We start from the raw sequence: 18,445 nt of genomic DNA on the forward strand, positions 1-18,445 counted from the left end.
TTTGCAAAAATCATCGATAATTGGCAAGTGGTTCTAAGAAGGCAGTCTATGCTGCATTGTTTGGAAATTTAGGCATAGCAATAACCAAGTTCATTGCGGCAATCATAACTGGGAGTGCCGCCATGTGGGCAGAGGCGTACCACTCTGCATCAGATACATTCAACCAAGTCCTGATCTTATTTGGAATCAAAACGAGCACAAAGGCAGCCAACCACCAACACCAATTCGGGCACGGCAGAGAGTTGTTCTTTTGGTCATTTATTGTGGCTACCATGATTTTTGGAATCTCTGGTATTTTATCACTAGAGCAAGGAGTCTCGTCATTATTGGAGGAAATGCACAGTATCAAGAATTCCCAGATAAGCTATATTGTATTGGCCGTGGCGTTTGGCTTTGAGGGAAACGCACTACGGGTGGCACTAAAGCAGTTTATTCGGGAAATAAGAGAAAAAGGAGACAAGATCAGCTTTTCATCGATGATTATACACTTTAAGGAAAGCAAGGACATTGCACTACTTACAGTAATAGTTGAGGACTGTGCTGCACTACTTGGAATATTGGTTGCAGCAATTGGAATATTCCTATCCGACATAACAGGTAATGCAGTCTATGATGCAATTGCATCATTAATCATTGGTGGAATTCTGATGTTTTTTGCCTTTTTCTTGGCAAAGGAAAACCGAGGACTGCTCATTGGTGAATCAGTCACAAACAGAGAATACAAAAAAATAGTAAAATCAGTCCAAGAGATTCCCGAGGTTAACAAGCTCATCACGATGCGGACAATGCACCTTAGTCCCGAGGACATTTTGGTAGGGATTCAGGTGAACCTGATTGACAATCTTGATACTGACAAAATAGAGACAGTAACAGATGCAATTGAGCAAAAGATAATGGAGATCATTCCAAATACAAACAGAGAGCACATTTTTGTGGAAATAGAGCGAGAGCGGAAAAAATAGTTATTTTTTGGCAAAAAAGGCCTCTAGTGCCTTTTTCTTTTCTTCCATGTGGAACAGGCTTTCTGTGTGAGAGAATGATTCCTCATAGGATTTTTGGAACAGCATTGCCTGCATTAGCATGTGGTTTTCAGGAATGACTATACCCGTTTGGTCATCAGAGTAGACCATCTTTATGGTGTCCCCAATTGTTTCCATCATGTTTGCATGAATGTGGATCATGTTGGTGTCTTTAAAGCTGAACTTCATGGATTCTGCGGCATCACGGATTTGTTTTGTTCCCTTTGCAGTCCATAATGTGGCAACGCCGTGTTCGTCTTTGAACAAGTCCAGAATCTCAGACGGGTTTGGTGTCATATCCTTGAATCTAATGCTCATCATGTGAACATGCATTTGTCGAGTCGGAACCTTGATTGCCTGAATGAATAATGGTGTGTCTTTTCCCATGTAGAATTTCACATCGTCTTGATGGTGCGGGTTTGGGGACCACTCGACGGTATCTGGAACGGACTTGTCAGTTTGCTCCAAGTCAGCCCATCTCCTTACCAGTATGGCATCGAATCTAACCAGTCTTGAGCCATATTTTTCCCGTAATGGTTGTAAAATTCTGCCCATTCCGGTGACATTACAGCTTCCTTGCATTACGTGCTTTTTGCCAAAGGCCTCCTTGTAGTTAACACGAGAATTAAACAGTAAATCCGATACGCGCTCATCCCCAAAGACCGACTCGCCACCCTGATAGATTGCCATTACTCCCTTTGGCTCGTATAGCTGTTTTTTGTTGGCATATCCGATTCCACCGGGGGCTCCATCGATTACCAAGTCACAATTAGAAATGGCATCTTCTATGGTTCCCTTTATTTTGTAATTTTTAAAAGACTCGATTCTTTTTTGCGGCACATAAACGTCAAAGCCGCGAGCGATGGCATCATTTACCTTATCATCTGGCGAGAATTTTCCAACACCGACTACCTTGATTTGAGGATCATCTTTGATGAACTGGGCGATTCTGTTTCCAATGGAGCCATATCCATTGACAAAAACGCGCTTCATAGTTTTTCCCCAGTGCTGGGATTTATTTACATTTCACAAAGATCAGGTGCCAGAGTCGATTTCCGGAGTTGGTTCATCGCCAGTTCTAATCGAATCAAATTTGGCAATTGTATCACCAAGACCATGCTCTATTCTTTGTGCAGTACTTTCGTTGCTTAGCATTGGTGACAAGAGAAAAAACGCCAAAATGACAAGTGAGGATAATGCGGCCACTACTGTAATAGTCCAAAGACTCTCAGATGACACATGGATTGAACCATTTTACTTTGGATTAAGGTGTAGATGTTCGATTTACACAAAACAACTAAATGCGTCTGGTTTTGAGTCGTTTTATTGATTCATGCTCCATCACTAGGCATAGGCGCCGCAATCTCGGCTGCCGTCATAATTGGAGTGTTTTTTGTAATCAATGGCCCACTAACAGACAATTCATTCAAAGTAGAAGACATACAGGATGTTGAAAAGGCCCAAGTACTACAAGAACAGGAACCACAACAGGTGCAAATGTCAGTCTTCTCAGACAACGCGTCACCGATTTTGGGTGATCCAAACGCACCAATCACAATCATAGAGTTTGGCGATTACCAGTGTTTTTACTGCAACAAGTTCTTCCATGATACCGAAAACCAGATTCATGAGAACTATATCAAAACAGGCAAGGCCAAGATGATATTCAAAGACTTTACCATAATCGGCCAAGATTCTGTCGTTGCAGCCCATGCGGCCCATTGCGCAGACGAGCAGGGCAAGTTCTGGGAATATCATGATACATTATACAACAACTGGAATGGTGAGAACAACGGATGGGCATCCGCAGAAAACCAGTTCAAGTTTGCACAGCAATTAGGATTAGACAATGCCCAATTCACAGAATGTATGACCAGTGAAAAATACAAGCCAAAGATTCAGGCAAGCTCAGAGGATGCAAAGACACTAGGATTAACTGGAACTCCGGCATTCTTTGTGATAGGTCCAAATAACAAAATAGTCAAGGTCCCAGGCGCTCAGCCATACGATGTGTTTGTTAGCATATTGGATTCGGATGAGATCAAATTACAATAAACATGGAATTTAGCTGCGTAAAGGACTGCTCGCAGTGTTGTATCGAGCGTGAATATTACCCATCAAAAAAATACGGCAAAATCGGCGTTCTGATTTTACCAGACGAAAAGCCAAGAATAGAATCACTAGCAAAAAAATACGGAATTGAAATCAGCATCATACCCAGAATAGGAACATCCAATGATTTGGCAGAACACAAAACCATTCTCGCATACCAAATGATGGGAAGGGATCAAAACGGCAACACATGTCCATTTTTGGAGACCGAATCCGAATCACGATCACCACACGGCGGATTCACATGTAAGATATACAATCAAAGGCCGCTTGCATGCAGGGCATATCCGCTAATTGAGACCAATCCAATCACATTGGACCAAAAATGCAAGTTTTGCCAGACATGTAGTACGGCAGACTCTAATCTAAATTCAGAAATAGAGTCACTAATTCAGATAAAAAACCAAATGAGCCAGCCACACGCCATACTATGGCGATATGCCACAGGCACAGGCAACAAAGAGGACGAATCAACAATCCAAAAAGGCTGGATAAGACAATAACGCAAGATCGGACCAGAATCTCACCAATCACTAAAAAATTTGTGTTGATCTGTCCTAAAATGTACGATTTCTATAAATTCACACCCCACAACATTATAGTGGAATAGATTTAGCTGACAACCCTTATATTCAAAAATCCGAAGGGTAGCTCATGGCAGCAGGTATTGATGATATTGCCATTTACATTCCACGGCTGTTTGTAGATTCGACTGATTTTGCCACAGCCAGAGGCGTAGACCCAGTCAAGCTAAAGCAGGGCTTGGGCATATCGCGCATGGCAATAGTGGATTCCAACCAAGACCCGGCATGCTTGGCAGCAAACGCCTGTCTAAAGATTATGCAGCGCAACAAGATAGCCCCAAGCGATATTGGACGCCTGTATGTAGCAACCGAATCATCATTGGATGAATCCAAGGCGCTAAACTCGTACGTCATAGGCATGCTAGAGCAGGTCTACGGGGATGACTCTTTTGAGCACTGTGGGGGAATAGAGTGCAAGTTTGCATGTGTTTCCGGCTCTTATGCGTTATATGATAATGCTAATTGGATCAGAGCAGGGGAGGCAGAAGGCAAGCATGCAATAGTTGTAGTATCTGACATTGCAAAATACGACATGGGTTCGTCTGGCGAGTACACCCAAGGCGCAGGCGCAATTGCAATGCTACTAAACGACAACCCAAGATTACTACAGTTTGATTCCAAGGTTACATCGACTTCGATTAAAAACGAGTATGATTTCTATAGGCCGTTTGGAAAAGAGACTCCAATAGTTCACGGCCAGTATTCCAATTTGCTGTATTTGATCCAAGTCAAAAAGGCCTTTGAGGCATACAAGAAAAAGGCACTAGAGACTGGAATCGTAAAGATGAAGGAAGGAGAAACCATTTTAGATCATATCGATTATCTGTGCATGCATTTGCCATATTCAAACATGGGCAAAAAGGCACTATCATATTTGCTCAGACGTGAATGGAGAAGCCTCCCAAGATGGAAAAGAATCGTAGAGCAGACAGGTATGGAGGAGCCAGTGCCAAAGGATCCAAGAGGTACTATCGAATCCATTCTGGCAGATGAAGAGTACATGGGCAATGACCACCAGTTCAACAAGTTATTCACAAAGACAAAAGAATATCAGGCATTTTACGAGGACAAGCTTGCTAGCTCACTAATTGCATCATCAATGATTGGCAATCTTTACACGGCATCACTATACCTTGGATTTAGAAGCTGCTTAGAATTTGAATTCCAAAAAGGAGTCGAGCTGGAAGGAAAACGATTTGGGTTTGGCTCTTACGGCAGTGGCAGTAGTGCAATGGTCTTCTCAGGTGTTGTCCAGCCATCATACAAGGAAATCGTCACGAACATGAATCTGGAGGCAGAGATAGGCGAGCGAGTGAAACTATCACTCAAAGACTATGAGGAGATTCATGAAAACAAGCGCACCCCAACTGAGAGCATGCTAAACGGCAAAAACGAGTTTGTCCTAGTAAGTGTGGAGAAAGCCCCTGAAAGTCGTGGCGAGCGCAAATACGCATTTTGTCAATAATCCCAAATGGACGAGCCATCTCCAATCAAGGACAGATTATACCAAACCATTGAAACAATTTCAGAATCCAAGATAACCCAGGAAATTGCCCAAAACAACACCATTTCTATAATAAAACAGATCATCTCGGAATCAAATCTAGATACGCTGCCTGGAAATCATATCGAAACCTACGAGACATTTGCAGAGTCTCTGATGCATTATCTTCTCACAAATGCACTGATTCCCAGTCAGAGAAAAATTACAATAAACCAAATTGACATCGACATAGTCATTCCAGACATCAGAACATTAGGCTTGGCAAAAAAAGACGCAATTATTTTGTTTTTCCCAAAAACAGATGACCTCACCAAAATACAAGCAAGACTGCAAAAACTAGACACCATACAACCAATCAAAGAAAACATTTGGCTGATTCAAAAATCAGGTCTCGGCTTGCCATACAGAACATACGAGATTGATGGTGAGTGCAGTTTTGCAAACATCATAAACGACATCAAATCAGAAACATCATCAAAAATACAATCAAAATTCAAAATATTCAGAGTCTAGAGAAAACATCAAGGAATCCATTATTTTTTAGAATGGTTGTAATGTCTTCAACATTATCCAGATTTGGAATTTTTGATATTACATCAACTCCACTTAATGATGTCAGATCCTGTCCAAGTTCATCCAAATCATAACCATTTTTATCAGTCTGGTTTACTATCAGACCTGGAATGCGAATTCCATGCTTTTTGCACGCATCTACAGTAAGTGTGGTGTGATTTATGGTTCCAATTTTTGAGCCAGTCACAACCATAGCATCAAGATTTAGGTCTTTGATCAGATCAATGACAAAGTAATCCTTCAGAATTGGAGTCATTATGCCTCCAATTCCTTCCACCAGCATCACGTCATGAATAGAACGTAATTTATCAAAACTAGATAAAACCAAATCAAGGTCTATTTGTCGTCCAAGCTTTTTTGCCGCCGAATATGGAGATGCAGGAATTGCAAAAAAATATGGATTCACCAACGATTCAGGATCAGAAACGCCCGAGGATCTCACCAACATGGAGACATCCTCTGATTGAAATCCGTTTTTTTGCGGAATGCCAGTAGCAAACGGCTTCATCACGCCAACAGCAATCCCGGAAACACGCAAAAGACTTGCCAGGCCGCATGTAAATGCAGTCTTGCCAATTCCAGTGTCTGTTCCAGTCACAAAAAACGACTTCATATGGTCTGACTCACAAATTACAGGATTAATCCTTTTACCGCTTGATTATTAAAATGAAAATCCACCCAACGATGCAATGAGGAATAGTTCCATATGGCACCCATACACGCAAATGTCAGAATGGGATTCATTCCCAGACATAGTCAGGGGTGATGGATTCTGGCTTGTAGATTCCAGGGGAAACAGATACCTGGACGGAGTCGCAAGCATGTGGTGCAATGTCTGGGGACATTCCAAGCGTGAGATCATAACCACCATAAACTCGCAATCAAAAAAGATCATTCATTCTTCACTGTTTAATTTAACAAACAATCAGGCAGAAACACTAGCAAAAAAACTAGTCTCAATATCACCTGGAATGAATCGCGTATTTTACTCTGATAATGGCTCCACTGCAATGGAGATCGCATTCAAGATTGCAATCCAGCATTGGCAAAACATTGGGCAAAAAAACAAGACCATGTTTGCCACATTGCAAAATGGATATCATGGGGATACGTTTGGGACAATGTCGGTAGGGTTTGTTCCCGCATTTTTTGGCAAATTCAAAAAAAATCTCTACAAAACAATACAAATTCCATTTGAGAACAGTTACAAGATTTCAAATCACAAAGAATACCATTCCCAAACATTGGAAAGAATCGAAAACCAACTATCAAAAAACCACAACATTGCAGCATTTGTCATGGAAAGCGGTGCCCAGATTGCTGGCGGTGTCAACATTTACCGGGATAATTTTCAATCGGATATTGGCAAGATCTGCAAAAAGCACGGCGTCTTGTTCATTTTGGATGAGATCGCCACTGGGTTTGGTAGGTTAGGCTCACTAGTAGAATATACCGCCCAAAAAAGCAAACCAGACATTGTATCATACGGAAAGATGCTAACTGCTGGCTATCTTCCAATGGCAGCGACTCTGGTCACAAAAAAGATCTATGACTCGTTTTTGGGCAATTATCACGCCATGAAACACCTATACCACGGACATACATTTACCGGAAATACAATGGCATGCGCCGTGGCAAACCAAAATTTACAGTTATACCAAAAAACAGGGCTGATTTCCAAGGTGAACAAAACTGCAAAGCACCTTGAAAAACGCCTAGAGGAGTTTTGGAATATTAATGCCGTAGGCGACATCAGGCACAAAGGAATGCTTGCAGGCATAGAACTGGTATCAAACAGAACAAAAAAGATACCAATCTCGTTTTCCAAGTCCACAAATAAGATAGTCTTTGATGAGGCAAAAAAACACAAGATCTATCTGAGAACACTGGGAAACATTGTGATGCTTGTGCCCCCTCTTGCAATATCGCAAAAGGAGCTTGATTTTTTGATGGATGGTACAATCAAAACCATCAAAAACATAACCAAATAATTGTAAACCACACCGCAATTACTGGTTAACATTTGAAATCTTAATTAATAGAAAACAGAGAGCCAAAATGTTGGATTCCCAAATAATAATGGAATATCAAAATAAAGTTCTTGCTGGGGAAAGACTCGGAGAGAATGAGCTTAGAGTACTCATTAACATTTCAGATTTAAGAACACTATCCGACGCTGCAAACAAAATTACACGCAAGTTTCAGGGAAACAAGGTGGACGTTGAGCAGCTTGCAAACATCAAAAAAAACTATTGCAGTGAAGATTGTGTGTTTTGTGGTCAGTCCGCCTTTTTCAATACAGGGATTGACAGCTACCAATTATTGCCAGCAGAAGAGATTCTCAAAATGGCAAAAAAAGCCAAAGACGAGGGAGCAGAATCATATTGCCTAGTGGCAGCCTGGCGAGAGCCATCAGAGGCAGACTTTCTCAAGGTGTGTAATATCATATCCCAAATCAGAGACAAAGTTGGAATATCAATAGAGTGCAGTCTTGGGTTTCTTACCACACCACAGGCAAAAAAACTCAAAGAATTGGGAGTGAAAAGATACAACCATAATTTAGAAACTGCAAGATCAAAGTTCCCACAAATATGCACCACTCATACATACCAAGACAGACTAGATACACTACACATAGCAAGAAGTGCAGGCCTTGAACTGTGCACTGGTGGGATAATAGGGATGGGTGAGACTCGCGAACAAAGATTAGAATTAATCTCAGATTTGGCAAAACTGGAACCAGAAGAAGTCACAATAAACCTCCTAGTGGCAATTCCCGGAACCCCACTTGAGCTTCAAACACCAATTCCATTTGAAGAGATTTTGCGAGTCTTTGCAGTAACCAGATTCGCACTGCCAAAATCAATTATCAAAATATCTGGTGGCAGAGAGGTACACTTGGAGGATTCCGGGGAAGAATTACTGCTTAGCGGTGCAAATGGAATAATCAGTGCCGGCTATCTTACTTTGGGCGGTAATGCAATGAATAAAGACCTAGAAATGATCAAAAAAATCAAACTTGAAACAAACGCTTGAGAGCATCCAAAACAGATTATCAGAGATAAAAAGACAAAATCTCTATCGACGACTAAAGTACGGCAAAATAAACGGTCCATACATCACAATTAATTCAAAAAAGCTGGTAAATTTTTGCTCAAATGACTATCTTGGCTTGTCCAGCACAAAGATCACAGCCTCGCAATCACAGTCAAGCTCAAGACTAGTCTCAGGGAATGATACATCGTTTATGAAATTGGAAAAAAAACTTGCCGAACACAAATCCCAGGAAGCAGCCCTAGTATTTCCAACTGGATATATGGCAAATCTTGGTGCAATACCTGCACTTGTTGATAAAAACACCATAATCTTTAGCGATGAGCTGAATCATGCCAGCATAATTGAGGCATGCAAACTGAGTGGTGCAAAACTCCAAGTGTACAGACACAATGATGTTGATGACTTGGAAAAAAAGATAAAAAAATTCAAGGCCTACAACAAACTCATCATAACTGAAGGAATATTCAGCATGGATGGAGACTATTCCAAACTAAGAGAGATTTCCGAGATATCGCAAAAAACAGATTCCTTTCTGATATTGGATGATGCACATGGTGACTTTACAGTTGGTAAGGATGGTAAAGGCACGCCGAATCATTTTGGAGTAGAAAAAAAAGTTGATGTCTACATCAGCAGCCTGAGCAAGGGGCTTGGCTCTTTTGGTGGATATGCGACAGCATCTAATCCAGTTGTGGATTTGTGCATAAACAAGGCTCGCTCATTTATCTACACATCTGCATTACCATCATTTCTTGTAGAGATGTCTCTGAGTAGAATAAAGCAGAATAGGGCAAAACAACAAAAAAAGCTAGAAAAAAACACATCAATGTTCTCATCAGGCCTAAAACAAATTGGGTATGATATCAAATCTCAGACACACATAATACCAATCATCATAGGCAATGAGAAAAAAACACTAGAGTTTGGCAGATTCATGTATGAGAATAAAGTGTTCGCACAGCCAATAAGGTACCCAACCGTTCCAAAGAATAGCGCACGGCTCCGGGTATCAGTTACTGCATGGTTAGAAAAATCACACATAGAATCGGCTTTGAGTGTGTTTGAGCGAGCTGCTGAAAAATTCAAACTAGTTTGATCATCTACGCACATCAAAGCCCATGAATGCTGGTGAGCCCACATAGAATGCAATTGCAACAATAATTCCAAGTGCAATTCCAATTACGATGAATCGTTTGTTCATGAATCCCAGATTAATCGGTTAGATAAAAAGCAATACAAAAATTGGAAAAAACTTGGAACAATGCTTTAATAAAAAAATCACAGCAAGCAATCATGACAGAGATCAATATCGCAGTTGCGGCAGTTGCAGGCATTGGATCCTTTCTTGCCCCATGCATTTTGCCAGTAATTCCCGCATTTTTGGCATACATATCTGGCACCACCATTACGGATCTTCAGCGAAACAATGGTACTGTGAATCTCCTAACAAACAGATTGAACATTCTGATAAACACAGTATTCTTTGTCTTGGGGTTTTCTATTGTGTTTTCAGTATTTGGAGTAATACTAAACAGCGTACTATCAAGTAATGCCACAAGCCTAACGGCTGGGTTTAACCAAGTGGGCGGAATTATAATAATTGGATTTGGCGCATTCATGATACTATCAAGTAGGATCAACAAACTAAATTTTGAGAAAAAAATCCTGCCAAAAGGCGGAAAGGCAAGCTATCCACTATCGTTTGTTTTTGGACTGGCATTTGCCACAGGGTGGACGCCATGTATTGGCCCTATTCTTGGAAGCATCCTCACACTAGCAGCAACTACGCCAAGCCAAGCATTTTCATTATTGCTTGCATATTCTCTAGGACTTGGAATTCCATTCATTTTGATGGGTTTGTTCTTCTCAAAAATGACCAGATTAATCAGAGCACTGAGTAGACATCTAAAGTATTATTCTGTAATAATGGGTGGATTCATCATATTGCTGGGGGTTTTAGTTTTGACAAACCAGCTTGCAACGATTGCAAGTTTTCCACTCTTGAATGACTTATTGTTGGGTTGATAATATGAGATCAGAGATAAAATCTGCACTAGTTCTGGGAGCAATGATTGCAGGTGTGGTTATCGGAATAGCTGCCTATTTTGCATCATTGGATGCTCAAATTATGGAAAAATCCACCATCACAAACAACATACTCAGTATAGACAAGGGCCAATTCAGAAAGGCGCCAGAATTGCAAGGGATTGCCGGCTATATCAATACAGATTCGAATCTAAAAGAAAAGATCAAGGACAAAGTCGTCCTGTATGATATTTGGACATATAGTTGCATAAATTGTCAGAGAACTCTGCCATACATTACTGCGTGGGATGAGAAATATTCTGATCAGGGTTTGCTCATAATTGGAATCCATTCACCAGAGTTTGAATTTGAAAAAGACATCAAAAACGTAGAATTGGCAGTTGAAAAATTTGGAATAAAATACCCAGTCATACTAGACAATGACAAAAAAACTTGGGATGCCTTTGAGAACAGATACTGGCCAAGAAAATACATTGCAGATGATCAAGGATACATCCGATATGATCATATCGGCGAAGGTGCATATGATGAAACAGAAAAAATAATTCAAGAATTACTACAAGAACGTGCAACAAGACTGGGATTAAACGTTGTAATGACACAATCACTAGTCGACCTTGAGGAACACAAGCACGAATCGAAAACACCGGAACTATATTTCGGATATGACTTTGCATATGGAAGAAGCCAAATTGGAAACCCAGAAGGATTCAGACCTAACCAACAAGTCACATATACTATCCCTGACAAATTACATGAAGATAATTTCTATTTGCAAGGAATTTGGGAAAATCTTGATGATAGAATGATCCTAGTTTCGGAATCAGGAAGAATTGTTTTGCCATATTTTGCAAAAGAGGCAAACATTGTTGCTGCTGGAGCTTCTCAGCTGGAAATATTTGTGGACGGCCAGAAGATCACGCCAGAAAGTGCAGGCGCTGATGTCAACTCAGATGGTACAGTAAACATAGCAGAGTCGACATTGTACAACTTGGTAAGATCAAGTGAATCATCATCACATGTGCTAGAAATTCAGGTAAACCAGCCAGGGTTTGAGATATACACGTTCACCTTTGGCTAAATCTGTCACCACACCTCATTGTTACCGGAGTGACACTAGTCCCGGTTACAAATTTCTTTAAAACTAATTTTTCAAGCAATTACAGAACATGGGATCATTGAGTGACAAGTGGAATGATTTTGGACGATCAGAAAGCCTGTCACAGAGAATCGTAGATAAGGTAAAGCCCGATGTTCCATTAAAAAATAAAATTGATGTAGCACAGAAAAACCTTCAACTCCAAATCGTGAAACTAGATGGAATTTCTCAAAAAATAAAACAAAAAAACGATTACATTTTCAGCAAAATAGTTGCCGCACAGAAATCAAACAACAATCTGCACGCAAAAGCATATGCAACTGAGCTTTTAGAAATTAGAAAAATGCACAACATGGTAAATGGTGCAAAACTTGCACTAGAACAGATTCAGCTTAGACTAAACACAGTATCAGAACTAGGAGATATCGTGGTAACATTGAGCCCATGCATGTCAGTAATCAAAGGACTGGGAAGCTCCCTCTCAGGAATAATGCCAGAGGCAACATCATCAATGCAAAACCTCTCACAAATACTGGGCGATGTATTGACTGGCTCTTCAATGAATTCAGCAGACACTACAGTATCCACATACAGTTCAAACTCTGATACACTTGCAATTTTGGAAGAGGCTCAAGCAGTCATTGAAGGACAGGCAAGAGCAAGCATTCCAGAACCACCGGCAAATGTTTCAAGCGGTGCAGTAAGAAAAGAGACACTCATTTAGATTTCTTTTTGCTTTTTTCAATCAGGATTTTCTTTATTCGAGATATTGTTGGGTAGCTGTAGCCACGCCTTCGATAATTTGAGATCATCATCTTCCAGTTCTTTAATCTCCATTGCGCTTGCTCGTTTGTAACAGAGTGAATTTCTTTTTGGATTATGCTTTTTCTGCCAACCTTTAGTACCCCGGCATCTTTTGCAGACCATCGATTTTTTGCAAATTTCAGCCCAGAGAGAATCTCCACAATTGGCATTTCTCTAAAGCAATCCTCGAGTGTCCTTAGTTCCACATCGGATGGCTTTTTTTGAACGTAAAGTCTTATCTCATCCACAAATATTGCAATGCCTCATTTCTTAATAGAGGCCTGATAAGCTAGTTTTTACAAACTGCCAAGCGCAATCTGAACAATATTGTTCGTTCAATAAACACAAATCACATGATAATACACCTCATCATACAAACAACATATGGTTGAGAAGCATCTGAGAAAAAATGACATCAAGCCAAGCGATGATCCACTAGACCCCAATAACAGAAGGTTATACTTTAAGGAAGAAATCGATAACCGAGATCATTCCGAAAAAGTCAAGGACAAGTTTGCAGAGGCAGGCAACGATACCAGGAATGCAAATCAATACGTAAAATTGGTAAATGCACACCTTCAAGACAGAGTTACACAGTTAGAAAAGATCAAAGCAGATCAGAATAGGTTTTGGGATGAGCTCAACATGTTCAAAGAAGAGCCAAAACAGATCACATCCACACCAAAACCACAGATGAATTCCGAAGTTGAAGAGGCAATGATAGTAAGAGATCTTTCTTCGATAATTAACAAATATGGTATTGAAAAACTCATCAAAGCACTAGACAAGATAACAAATTCATAACAAGATATTCAAGTATCGTTACACCAGATGTGATTTTCGTGTGCATTGGATGAGCACATGAGAATGGAAAGAAAATCTACAAAACCTCAAGGACTTGGCTTCTGAGGCAATAAAACTAGGATTTTTCCACTACGCCCTGCAAGAATGAAACAATGATTCGACACTAGAAATAATTGCAAAAATTGACTCCCAACAATTTGGAGAAATGAATCATATGCGATCTGATTATGAAATCCTGGAATCATTTCTTAGATTGGTTTAATAACCCAGTTTAGGCGTATTTTTATCATGAACAAGACAATGTTTGCTGCAATTCTTTCCATAGGAGTATTACTATTTGGAGTAATTGCAACTACATATCAAATGGTTCCAGATGCTGAAGCAATAAAGGCAAGAGGCACATACCTCAAAGACATTAGCTTTGGCAAGAAACACAGCCCCTCAAAAGTTTGTGGTGACCAGCTATGTGAAAGCCTAGCAGATGCATCCACAGGACTAAGAAAGGGACAAATCAGTAGAGGATTTTCACGATAAACCTCTAACTTTTTACTTTTTAATTAAAAATTGGATTATTGTCCTTTTATCTTCGATAATTCTTGATGTCCATATGTGTCATATGGAGACTTGTAAGTTCTTGCTTTAAAATTCCATTTGAAGTAAGGTTGACCATCACATATCTGGTCGCCACATACACTATTTCCCATCCATTTTGAGATTTTATGTCTCTGTAATTCCTTACCAGATGCTTTTTTTGCTTCTGCCATTTGGCCTGATTCTAGTGCCGTGATTATTGTTACAGACAGTAGAACGCTGATTGCAAATAATGCTGCTAGTTTTAACATGATGTAGATGATTTTTTGTGATTAATTAACCAATCCATTTATTGATATTTCAAAATTCGAATTTAGAAATAAAGAATTTTAGAGTGTTAGTTGTGAGGCCCGCTATTACCAATTCGCTTTACTGTTTTTAGGTGTGTTCCTTCGGTGCAGAGTTGATCACCGCAGACTTTCTTTGACCACTTGCTGAACTTGTGCTTTGGGGATTCCTTTGATGACTTTGCTTCTGCAACATGCTCAGTAGAAAGCGCCATGACCAAGACCGCAGACAGTAATACTGTGATTGCTACTAGTCCCAATACCTTGCTAGCCATGTATTGAATAGTTGATTTGTTCTTAATTAATTGATCTTTTTCTTATCTTTCAGAATTCGAGTTTTGAAATATTTACAATTTGTGCCTAGGGCTTAGCCTTGAGGGCATCACGAATCACTAGTCTGTGATGCGGTAATGTCTTTTTTGGAAGGGTTTTGAAAAATCCAATATCGCTGCTCTGAAAGTCAGTCTTTATCTTACCACCAATAACTTGAACTAAAAACCCATGAGAGACATCATGACGAAATCCATCAAGACTCTCGTAAACACCAACGAGTTTTGTGATTTTGATTTTCAGGTTTAGTTCTTCTTTTGCAGATCTTTTGGCAGCTTCGTGCATTGTTTCGGTTTTGTGAATCATGCTTCCAGGCAGATGCCAATATCCCTTGTATGGATTACGTGTTCGTTTGGTCAAGAGTACGGATTTGCCATCAAGAATTACCAAGTCAACGCAGGCGAATGCAAAGTATTTCCTAAAATTATCATAATCTTTTTTCGGTGCTTTGCGTATTTTGGCCAAGTTTTGGTTCAATACCCCCACTCTTTTTGAGTAAAAGTGGGGCAAATTAATCAATTCCTCATGCCTATACATACCAGAAAATGATGAACTATTGTAATGATTTGAGTTTCAAAGATTTTGTTAATTTTGTTCGTAAATGCTAAACCCCCTCACATCAGAATATGATTTACGAATGGTGTGATTTTTTCAAAACCATCTGTTTTTGACGGGGGTTTAACGTTTGTGCGTAACTAATGCAGCCAAGCCCCAAAACACCCCCATTGCCTAGCTAAAGGCCTCAAAACAATAATTCCCACGAAGAAAAGCTAAACCCCACTAAAAATTGTGATTTATTCAGAAATTGTATAAGATTTTTTGATGTATGCTACGGTATAGGCCAAGCCGCCACACAGAACGCCGATTGCCAGTATTCCAATAAATGATGCAATTGGTGGGATAAACGAGTCCATTATAGCTAGGTCGGGCTTGCCAATTTGACCTTCCGTAACCAAGGCTAGCGCTCCAGAACCTGCCAACCCAGCAAAGATCATAGACAAAGTAGTACCAATGCCCCCGATGTTCATGCCCAAAAGATGAATCCACACCAAAATGTTGATTTTTCCAGTGATTTTCTTTTTTTGATTAATCTCCAAATGATTATAGAAAACAGCGGTTACCGCTACTGCCACAGTTATGATAAGATACAGCATCAATCCAATAAAGAACCATTTTGCTGGACCCTCAAAGGATAGTGACAAAAACTGGATCATATTGACATCACTTGCAAAAATCATCTGAATTCCAACCATGCTTAGTGCCAAAAATGTGATAATTCCGCCTTGGACTATAGCAGCTATGATGAACCTGCTTCCCCAGGTGCTTTTTTGGACTTCCATGAATGAATCATCAGTTCACTAGCATAAAGTGATGATTGTGAATTATATCTCACTCTGTAGGGCTCGATCACTAGTTGGTTAGAGTTACTTTTTCCCTGTTTTCTATTATTTCTACTTCTATTGTTTCCAGTGGATCCTCCACTTGGTTTCGTCTAATTGATAGTAGCTTTGGTTTTTCAAAGTCCACAGTACAATCAGGACATGCATATACCAAAACCCGATGCTCATTTGGCGCTTTGGGATTAGAAAGGCGTGGATAGTAGGTCAATCTACCGCCACAATCAATACAATAACGGTTGGCCCTTCTAGTTCTGGCCATTGTAAATCTCCTGCATTATTCCTAATGTGCGATCAGATATTAGATCGGTTTGGTCTAAGAGTATGCACCCAAACGGTTGCAACGATCAATGTTTCACAATTCGAATTTAGAAATATTATTAAATTCAACATGCAAAACACTGCACTATGATTAATCATGACAAAAAAGAATGTTTCAGAACTCGAATTTAGAAATATCAATGCGCCGCCCGTCAGACTTGAACTGACGACCCCCTGATTAACAGTCAGGCGCTCTACCACGCTGAGCTAGGGCGGCTCAGATGTTGTCCTTGGTGCATGCGATTTAATTCTTACTAGTAGAGTGCAGAAAATTATTTTTCGATTCCTTTTGCCTTGTGGTACTGATAGATACCATCCAGAAATACTCGGTGGTCCTTGTTTTTGACCTGAGTCATTGCCTGAATCTCTGCTGCAGTTTGTGTCACATCATTGAGTACGGGTCCTGTGACTGTGACCTCATCTCCTTTTGAGGCAACTTTTGTTGCGCCGTGAATTTTTGCAACTCGTGGGGCTCGCTCGCCTTGAAAGTTTTCAACTAGGACTAGCTTGTCCTTTGTCTTTACTGTGATTGGAAAGTGCGCATATACAATCTTCATTTTCACCGTATAACCATTGATCACACCATCGCATAGGTTTCGAACCAACGATAGTGCAGTGTTTGCTATTGCATAGTATTTTTTGCGAGAGTTGATTGCCTTGATTGATACTTTGTTACCGGAAACGGACATTTCTACTGGAATTTTTTTGAAATTCTTGTAGACCTTGCCTAATGGCCCCTCTATCAGTAGCATATGCTTGTTTAGTGTGACTTTGACCTTGTCTGGCACATCAAATGTGGCTTGGAATATTTCGACTTGCTTAGTAGACATATCCAATCAAGAATCCTCCAATTCCTTTGTTTTGTGCATCATGGTGAGACATGACACCTTGGTTTGTAGTAACAACTAGCATTCCTCGGTTATATGCTGGTAGATATTGCTGCTCCCAGTCATTAAATTCGCCTTTTTTTACCTTGAATCTAGGCGTGATTGCACCACATTTTGTAATGTGTGCCAATAGTTGAATCTTGAATTTTCCTCCTCGCTTATCCTCTACGTGCTCAAATTCGCCGATATAGTTGTGTTTTTGTAGTGTTTTTAGAACCTCAATTCCAAGCTTTGATGTTGGAAGTATTACACAATCGGTTCTTCTTCTTGCCTCATTATTATACAGAGTATTGAATAGATTTGAGAGAATGTTTGTTGCTGGCATTTTTCTCACCGATATTTGATAAAGCCCAATGAATTTGCTACTTCTCGAAAGCATCGTCTGCAAATCATCAGGTTGTACTTTTGGATTACTGCAGTATAGTCACCACAACGCTTGCACCATCTAGAGCCTTTGCCAAATTCATGCTTGTGTCGTCCGGTGTATTCGTATGATCTATCTTTTGCCATTATACTATGCTCACTCCAAACTCCCTAGTTAAGAATTCTTGGGCTTCTTCTCTGGTGATTCGATGTGTGTGGCCAACCGATGCCTTGTGTCTACTTCTTGTTCTAATGCTAAAGCCAGGTCTTGTTAGTGTGATTGCTGCTTCCATTCCCAAAATTCCGATTTGTGGATCATATTTTATTCCTGGAATGTCAATGTGTTCTTTGATTCCAAATGAGACATTACCAAAATTATCAAATGATCTTCCCTTTAGTCTATTTCCAATTGCGTCTAGTAGTCTTTTTAGTAGTGCTTCTGCATCCTCACCGCGAATCGTAACTGCAACTCCGATTGGCTCACCCTTTCTTACGCCCCAGTCTCGTTGTGTGCCTTTGGCATCACGAGCACAGGATTTTTTGCCAGAGATTTGGTTTAGTGCTTTTTTTGCAACCTCTATTGCCTCACCAGATTTTCCAACACCCATGTTGAGAACGATTTTTTCTAATCGAATTGCCTTCATTACGTTTTGAGTTGCAGACATGT

The 18,445-nt window shown here is 40.1% G+C and carries 26 protein-coding genes and 1 tRNA gene; 13 read left to right on the forward strand and 14 right to left on the reverse strand.

The window, feature by feature from the left end; genetic code table 11:
• Positions 1 to 20: 20 nt before the first annotated feature.
• A complete protein-coding gene (locus SU86_RS05025; protein WP_048187891.1) occupies positions 21 to 962 on the forward strand; it encodes a cation diffusion facilitator family transporter in 942 nt (313 codons plus the stop codon).
• Here SU86_RS05025 and SU86_RS05030 read toward each other — a convergent pair whose 3' ends face one another.
• Positions 963 to 2,012, reverse strand: coding sequence for a type II glyceraldehyde-3-phosphate dehydrogenase (locus tag SU86_RS05030; RefSeq protein WP_048187893.1), 1,050 nt, complete (start codon positions 2,010 to 2,012; stop codon positions 963 to 965). It abuts the gene before it with no gap.
• 42 nt (positions 2,013 to 2,054) lie between these two features.
• Positions 2,055 to 2,258, reverse strand: coding sequence for a hypothetical protein (locus tag SU86_RS09605; protein ID WP_148550800.1), 204 nt, complete (start codon positions 2,256 to 2,258; stop codon positions 2,055 to 2,057).
• An 87-nt stretch (positions 2,259 to 2,345) separates the two neighbouring features.
• On the opposite strand from SU86_RS09605, the gene SU86_RS05040 reads away from it, so the two are divergent.
• The 4 genes from SU86_RS05040 (at position 2,346) to SU86_RS05055 (ending at position 5,732) form a co-directional block, all read left to right on the forward strand.
• Positions 2,346 to 3,074: a DsbA family protein gene (locus tag SU86_RS05040; RefSeq protein ID WP_048187896.1), complete on the forward strand. Its 729-nt coding sequence runs from the start codon at positions 2,346 to 2,348 to the stop codon at positions 3,072 to 3,074.
• Between the two features lie 2 nt (positions 3,075 to 3,076).
• Positions 3,077 to 3,634 carry a YkgJ family cysteine cluster protein gene (locus SU86_RS05045; protein ID WP_048187897.1) on the forward strand — a complete coding sequence of 186 codons (558 nt, stop codon included), beginning with the start codon at positions 3,077 to 3,079 and terminating at the stop codon, positions 3,632 to 3,634.
• A gap of 151 nt (positions 3,635 to 3,785) precedes the next feature.
• Positions 3,786 to 5,180: a hydroxymethylglutaryl-CoA synthase family protein gene (locus tag SU86_RS05050; RefSeq protein WP_048187899.1), complete on the forward strand. Its 1,395-nt coding sequence runs from the start codon at positions 3,786 to 3,788 to the stop codon at positions 5,178 to 5,180.
• Between the two features lie 6 nt (positions 5,181 to 5,186).
• Complete coding sequence (locus tag SU86_RS05055; RefSeq protein WP_048187901.1) at positions 5,187 to 5,732, forward strand: hypothetical protein; 546 nt, start codon at positions 5,187 to 5,189, stop codon at positions 5,730 to 5,732.
• Here SU86_RS05055 and bioD read toward each other — a convergent pair.
• Positions 5,722 to 6,405, reverse strand: a complete 684-nt coding sequence (gene bioD / locus SU86_RS05060) for a dethiobiotin synthase (protein WP_048187903.1) — start codon at positions 6,403 to 6,405, stop codon at positions 5,722 to 5,724. The genes SU86_RS05055 and bioD overlap by 11 nt on opposite strands.
• A 76-nt stretch (positions 6,406 to 6,481) precedes the next feature.
• On the opposite strand from bioD, the gene bioA reads away from it, so the two are divergent.
• From bioA to SU86_RS05090, 6 genes are all read left to right on the forward strand, one after another.
• On the forward strand, positions 6,482 to 7,783 hold the full coding sequence (gene bioA, locus SU86_RS05065; protein WP_082096151.1) for an adenosylmethionine--8-amino-7-oxononanoate transaminase: 1,302 nt from the start codon (positions 6,482 to 6,484) through the stop codon (positions 7,781 to 7,783).
• 67 nt (positions 7,784 to 7,850) lie between these two features.
• Complete coding sequence (gene bioB / locus SU86_RS05070) at positions 7,851 to 8,828, forward strand: biotin synthase BioB (RefSeq protein WP_048187905.1); 978 nt, start codon at positions 7,851 to 7,853, stop codon at positions 8,826 to 8,828.
• Positions 8,812 to 9,945: an aminotransferase class I/II-fold pyridoxal phosphate-dependent enzyme gene (locus SU86_RS05075; RefSeq protein WP_048187906.1), complete on the forward strand. Its 1,134-nt coding sequence runs from the start codon at positions 8,812 to 8,814 to the stop codon at positions 9,943 to 9,945. The genes bioB and SU86_RS05075 overlap by 17 nt, the downstream gene beginning before the upstream one ends.
• 197 nt (positions 9,946 to 10,142) lie before the next feature.
• The gene (locus tag SU86_RS05080; protein ID WP_048189236.1) at positions 10,143 to 10,874 is read left to right on the forward strand and encodes a cytochrome c biogenesis CcdA family protein; all 732 of its coding nucleotides are present in this window, start codon (positions 10,143 to 10,145) and stop codon (positions 10,872 to 10,874) included.
• 4 nt (positions 10,875 to 10,878) lie between these two features.
• Positions 10,879 to 11,976, forward strand: coding sequence for a redoxin family protein (locus SU86_RS05085; protein ID WP_048187907.1), 1,098 nt, complete (start codon positions 10,879 to 10,881; stop codon positions 11,974 to 11,976).
• 88 nt (positions 11,977 to 12,064) lie between these two features.
• Positions 12,065 to 12,718, forward strand: coding sequence for a Snf7 family protein (locus tag SU86_RS05090; RefSeq protein WP_048187909.1), 654 nt, complete (start codon positions 12,065 to 12,067; stop codon positions 12,716 to 12,718).
• On the opposite strand, the gene SU86_RS05095 is transcribed toward SU86_RS05090, so the two are convergent.
• Complete coding sequence (locus SU86_RS05095; RefSeq protein WP_236687778.1) at positions 12,711 to 12,968, reverse strand: hypothetical protein; 258 nt, start codon at positions 12,966 to 12,968, stop codon at positions 12,711 to 12,713. The genes SU86_RS05090 and SU86_RS05095 overlap by 8 nt on opposite strands.
• A 214-nt stretch (positions 12,969 to 13,182) precedes the next feature.
• On the opposite strand from SU86_RS05095, the gene SU86_RS05100 reads away from it, so the two are divergent.
• A complete protein-coding gene (locus SU86_RS05100) occupies positions 13,183 to 13,602 on the forward strand; it encodes a hypothetical protein (RefSeq protein WP_048187913.1) in 420 nt (139 codons plus the stop codon).
• A gap of 288 nt (positions 13,603 to 13,890) precedes the next feature.
• Positions 13,891 to 14,136, forward strand: coding sequence for a hypothetical protein (locus tag SU86_RS05105; protein ID WP_048187915.1), 246 nt, complete (start codon positions 13,891 to 13,893; stop codon positions 14,134 to 14,136).
• Positions 14,137 to 14,171: 35 nt separating this feature from the next.
• On the opposite strand, the gene SU86_RS05110 is transcribed toward SU86_RS05105, so the two are convergent.
• From SU86_RS05110 to SU86_RS05155, 10 genes are all read right to left on the reverse strand, one after another.
• A complete protein-coding gene (locus SU86_RS05110) occupies positions 14,172 to 14,444 on the reverse strand; it encodes a hypothetical protein (protein WP_048187917.1) in 273 nt (90 codons plus the stop codon).
• A gap of 86 nt (positions 14,445 to 14,530) precedes the next feature.
• A complete protein-coding gene (locus SU86_RS05115) occupies positions 14,531 to 14,755 on the reverse strand; it encodes a hypothetical protein (protein ID WP_048187918.1) in 225 nt (74 codons plus the stop codon).
• An 85-nt stretch (positions 14,756 to 14,840) separates the two neighbouring features.
• The gene (locus SU86_RS05120) at positions 14,841 to 15,287 is read right to left on the reverse strand and encodes an NUDIX hydrolase (RefSeq protein WP_236687662.1); all 447 of its coding nucleotides are present in this window, start codon (positions 15,285 to 15,287) and stop codon (positions 14,841 to 14,843) included.
• Positions 15,288 to 15,604: 317 nt separating this feature from the next.
• Entirely contained in the window at positions 15,605 to 16,150 is a 546-nt protein-coding gene (locus SU86_RS05125) for a hypothetical protein (protein ID WP_048187920.1), read from the reverse strand.
• 70 nt (positions 16,151 to 16,220) lie between these two features.
• Positions 16,221 to 16,469, reverse strand: a complete 249-nt coding sequence (locus SU86_RS05130) for a hypothetical protein (RefSeq protein WP_048187924.1) — start codon at positions 16,467 to 16,469, stop codon at positions 16,221 to 16,223.
• 202 nt (positions 16,470 to 16,671) lie between these two features.
• Positions 16,672 to 16,745: transfer RNA gene (locus SU86_RS05135), tRNA-Asn, on the reverse strand.
• 55 nt (positions 16,746 to 16,800) lie between these two features.
• Positions 16,801 to 17,358 (reverse strand): 50S ribosomal protein L6, encoded by a 558-nt coding sequence (locus tag SU86_RS05140; RefSeq protein WP_048187926.1) that lies wholly within the window; start codon positions 17,356 to 17,358, stop codon positions 16,801 to 16,803.
• The gene (locus SU86_RS05145) at positions 17,348 to 17,740 is read right to left on the reverse strand and encodes a 30S ribosomal protein S8 (protein WP_048189239.1); all 393 of its coding nucleotides are present in this window, start codon (positions 17,738 to 17,740) and stop codon (positions 17,348 to 17,350) included. The genes SU86_RS05140 and SU86_RS05145 overlap by 11 nt, the downstream gene beginning before the upstream one ends.
• Before the next feature lie 5 nt (positions 17,741 to 17,745).
• Positions 17,746 to 17,925: a 30S ribosomal protein S14 gene (locus tag SU86_RS05150; RefSeq protein WP_048187928.1), complete on the reverse strand. Its 180-nt coding sequence runs from the start codon at positions 17,923 to 17,925 to the stop codon at positions 17,746 to 17,748.
• A complete protein-coding gene (locus SU86_RS05155) occupies positions 17,925 to 18,443 on the reverse strand; it encodes a 50S ribosomal protein L5 (protein ID WP_048189240.1) in 519 nt (172 codons plus the stop codon). The genes SU86_RS05150 and SU86_RS05155 overlap by 1 nt, the downstream gene beginning before the upstream one ends.
• Positions 18,444 to 18,445 lie beyond the last annotated feature (2 nt).

This window comes from Candidatus Nitrosotenuis cloacae, from assembly GCF_000955905.1.
Lineage (GTDB): Archaea > Thermoproteota > Nitrososphaeria > Nitrososphaerales > Nitrosopumilaceae > Nitrosotenuis > Nitrosotenuis cloacae.

What these genes read in the sequence shown, in the direction of transcription:
- SU86_RS05130 (WP_048187924.1), bottom strand. Translation starts at nt 16,469, where the DNA reads ATGGCCAGAACTAGAAGGGCCAACCGTTATTGTATTGATTGTGGCGGT.
- bioD (WP_048187903.1), bottom strand. Translation starts at nt 6,405, where the DNA reads ATGAAGTCGTTTTTTGTGACTGGAACAGACACTGGAATTGGCAAGACT.
- SU86_RS05050 (WP_048187899.1), top strand. Translation starts at nt 3,786, where the DNA reads ATGGCAGCAGGTATTGATGATATTGCCATTTACATTCCACGGCTGTTT.
- SU86_RS05100 (WP_048187913.1), top strand. Translation starts at nt 13,183, where the DNA reads ATGGTTGAGAAGCATCTGAGAAAAAATGACATCAAGCCAAGCGATGAT.
- SU86_RS05045 (WP_048187897.1), top strand. Translation starts at nt 3,077, where the DNA reads ATGGAATTTAGCTGCGTAAAGGACTGCTCGCAGTGTTGTATCGAGCGT.
- bioA (WP_082096151.1), top strand. Translation starts at nt 6,482, where the DNA reads ATGAGGAATAGTTCCATATGGCACCCATACACGCAAATGTCAGAATGG.
- SU86_RS05105 (WP_048187915.1), top strand. Translation starts at nt 13,891, where the DNA reads ATGAACAAGACAATGTTTGCTGCAATTCTTTCCATAGGAGTATTACTA.
- SU86_RS05085 (WP_048187907.1), top strand. Translation starts at nt 10,879, where the DNA reads ATGAGATCAGAGATAAAATCTGCACTAGTTCTGGGAGCAATGATTGCA.
- SU86_RS05110 (WP_048187917.1), bottom strand. Translation starts at nt 14,444, where the DNA reads ATGTTAAAACTAGCAGCATTATTTGCAATCAGCGTTCTACTGTCTGTA.
- SU86_RS05030 (WP_048187893.1), bottom strand. Translation starts at nt 2,012, where the DNA reads ATGAAGCGCGTTTTTGTCAATGGATATGGCTCCATTGGAAACAGAATC.
- SU86_RS05150 (WP_048187928.1), bottom strand. Translation starts at nt 17,925, where the DNA reads ATGGCAAAAGATAGATCATACGAATACACCGGACGACACAAGCATGAA.
- SU86_RS05115 (WP_048187918.1), bottom strand. Translation starts at nt 14,755, where the DNA reads ATGGCTAGCAAGGTATTGGGACTAGTAGCAATCACAGTATTACTGTCT.
- bioB (WP_048187905.1), top strand. Translation starts at nt 7,851, where the DNA reads ATGTTGGATTCCCAAATAATAATGGAATATCAAAATAAAGTTCTTGCT.
- SU86_RS05090 (WP_048187909.1), top strand. Translation starts at nt 12,065, where the DNA reads ATGGGATCATTGAGTGACAAGTGGAATGATTTTGGACGATCAGAAAGC.
- SU86_RS05145 (WP_048189239.1), bottom strand. Translation starts at nt 17,740, where the DNA reads ATGCCAGCAACAAACATTCTCTCAAATCTATTCAATACTCTGTATAAT.
- SU86_RS05095 (WP_236687778.1), bottom strand. Translation starts at nt 12,968, where the DNA reads ATGCCAATTGTGGAGATTCTCTCTGGGCTGAAATTTGCAAAAAATCGA.
- SU86_RS05140 (WP_048187926.1), bottom strand. Translation starts at nt 17,358, where the DNA reads ATGTCTACTAAGCAAGTCGAAATATTCCAAGCCACATTTGATGTGCCA.
- SU86_RS05080 (WP_048189236.1), top strand. Translation starts at nt 10,143, where the DNA reads ATGACAGAGATCAATATCGCAGTTGCGGCAGTTGCAGGCATTGGATCC.
- SU86_RS05055 (WP_048187901.1), top strand. Translation starts at nt 5,187, where the DNA reads ATGGACGAGCCATCTCCAATCAAGGACAGATTATACCAAACCATTGAA.
- SU86_RS05155 (WP_048189240.1), bottom strand. Translation starts at nt 18,443, where the DNA reads ATGTCTGCAACTCAAAACGTAATGAAGGCAATTCGATTAGAAAAAATC.
- SU86_RS05125 (WP_048187920.1), bottom strand. Translation starts at nt 16,150, where the DNA reads ATGGAAGTCCAAAAAAGCACCTGGGGAAGCAGGTTCATCATAGCTGCT.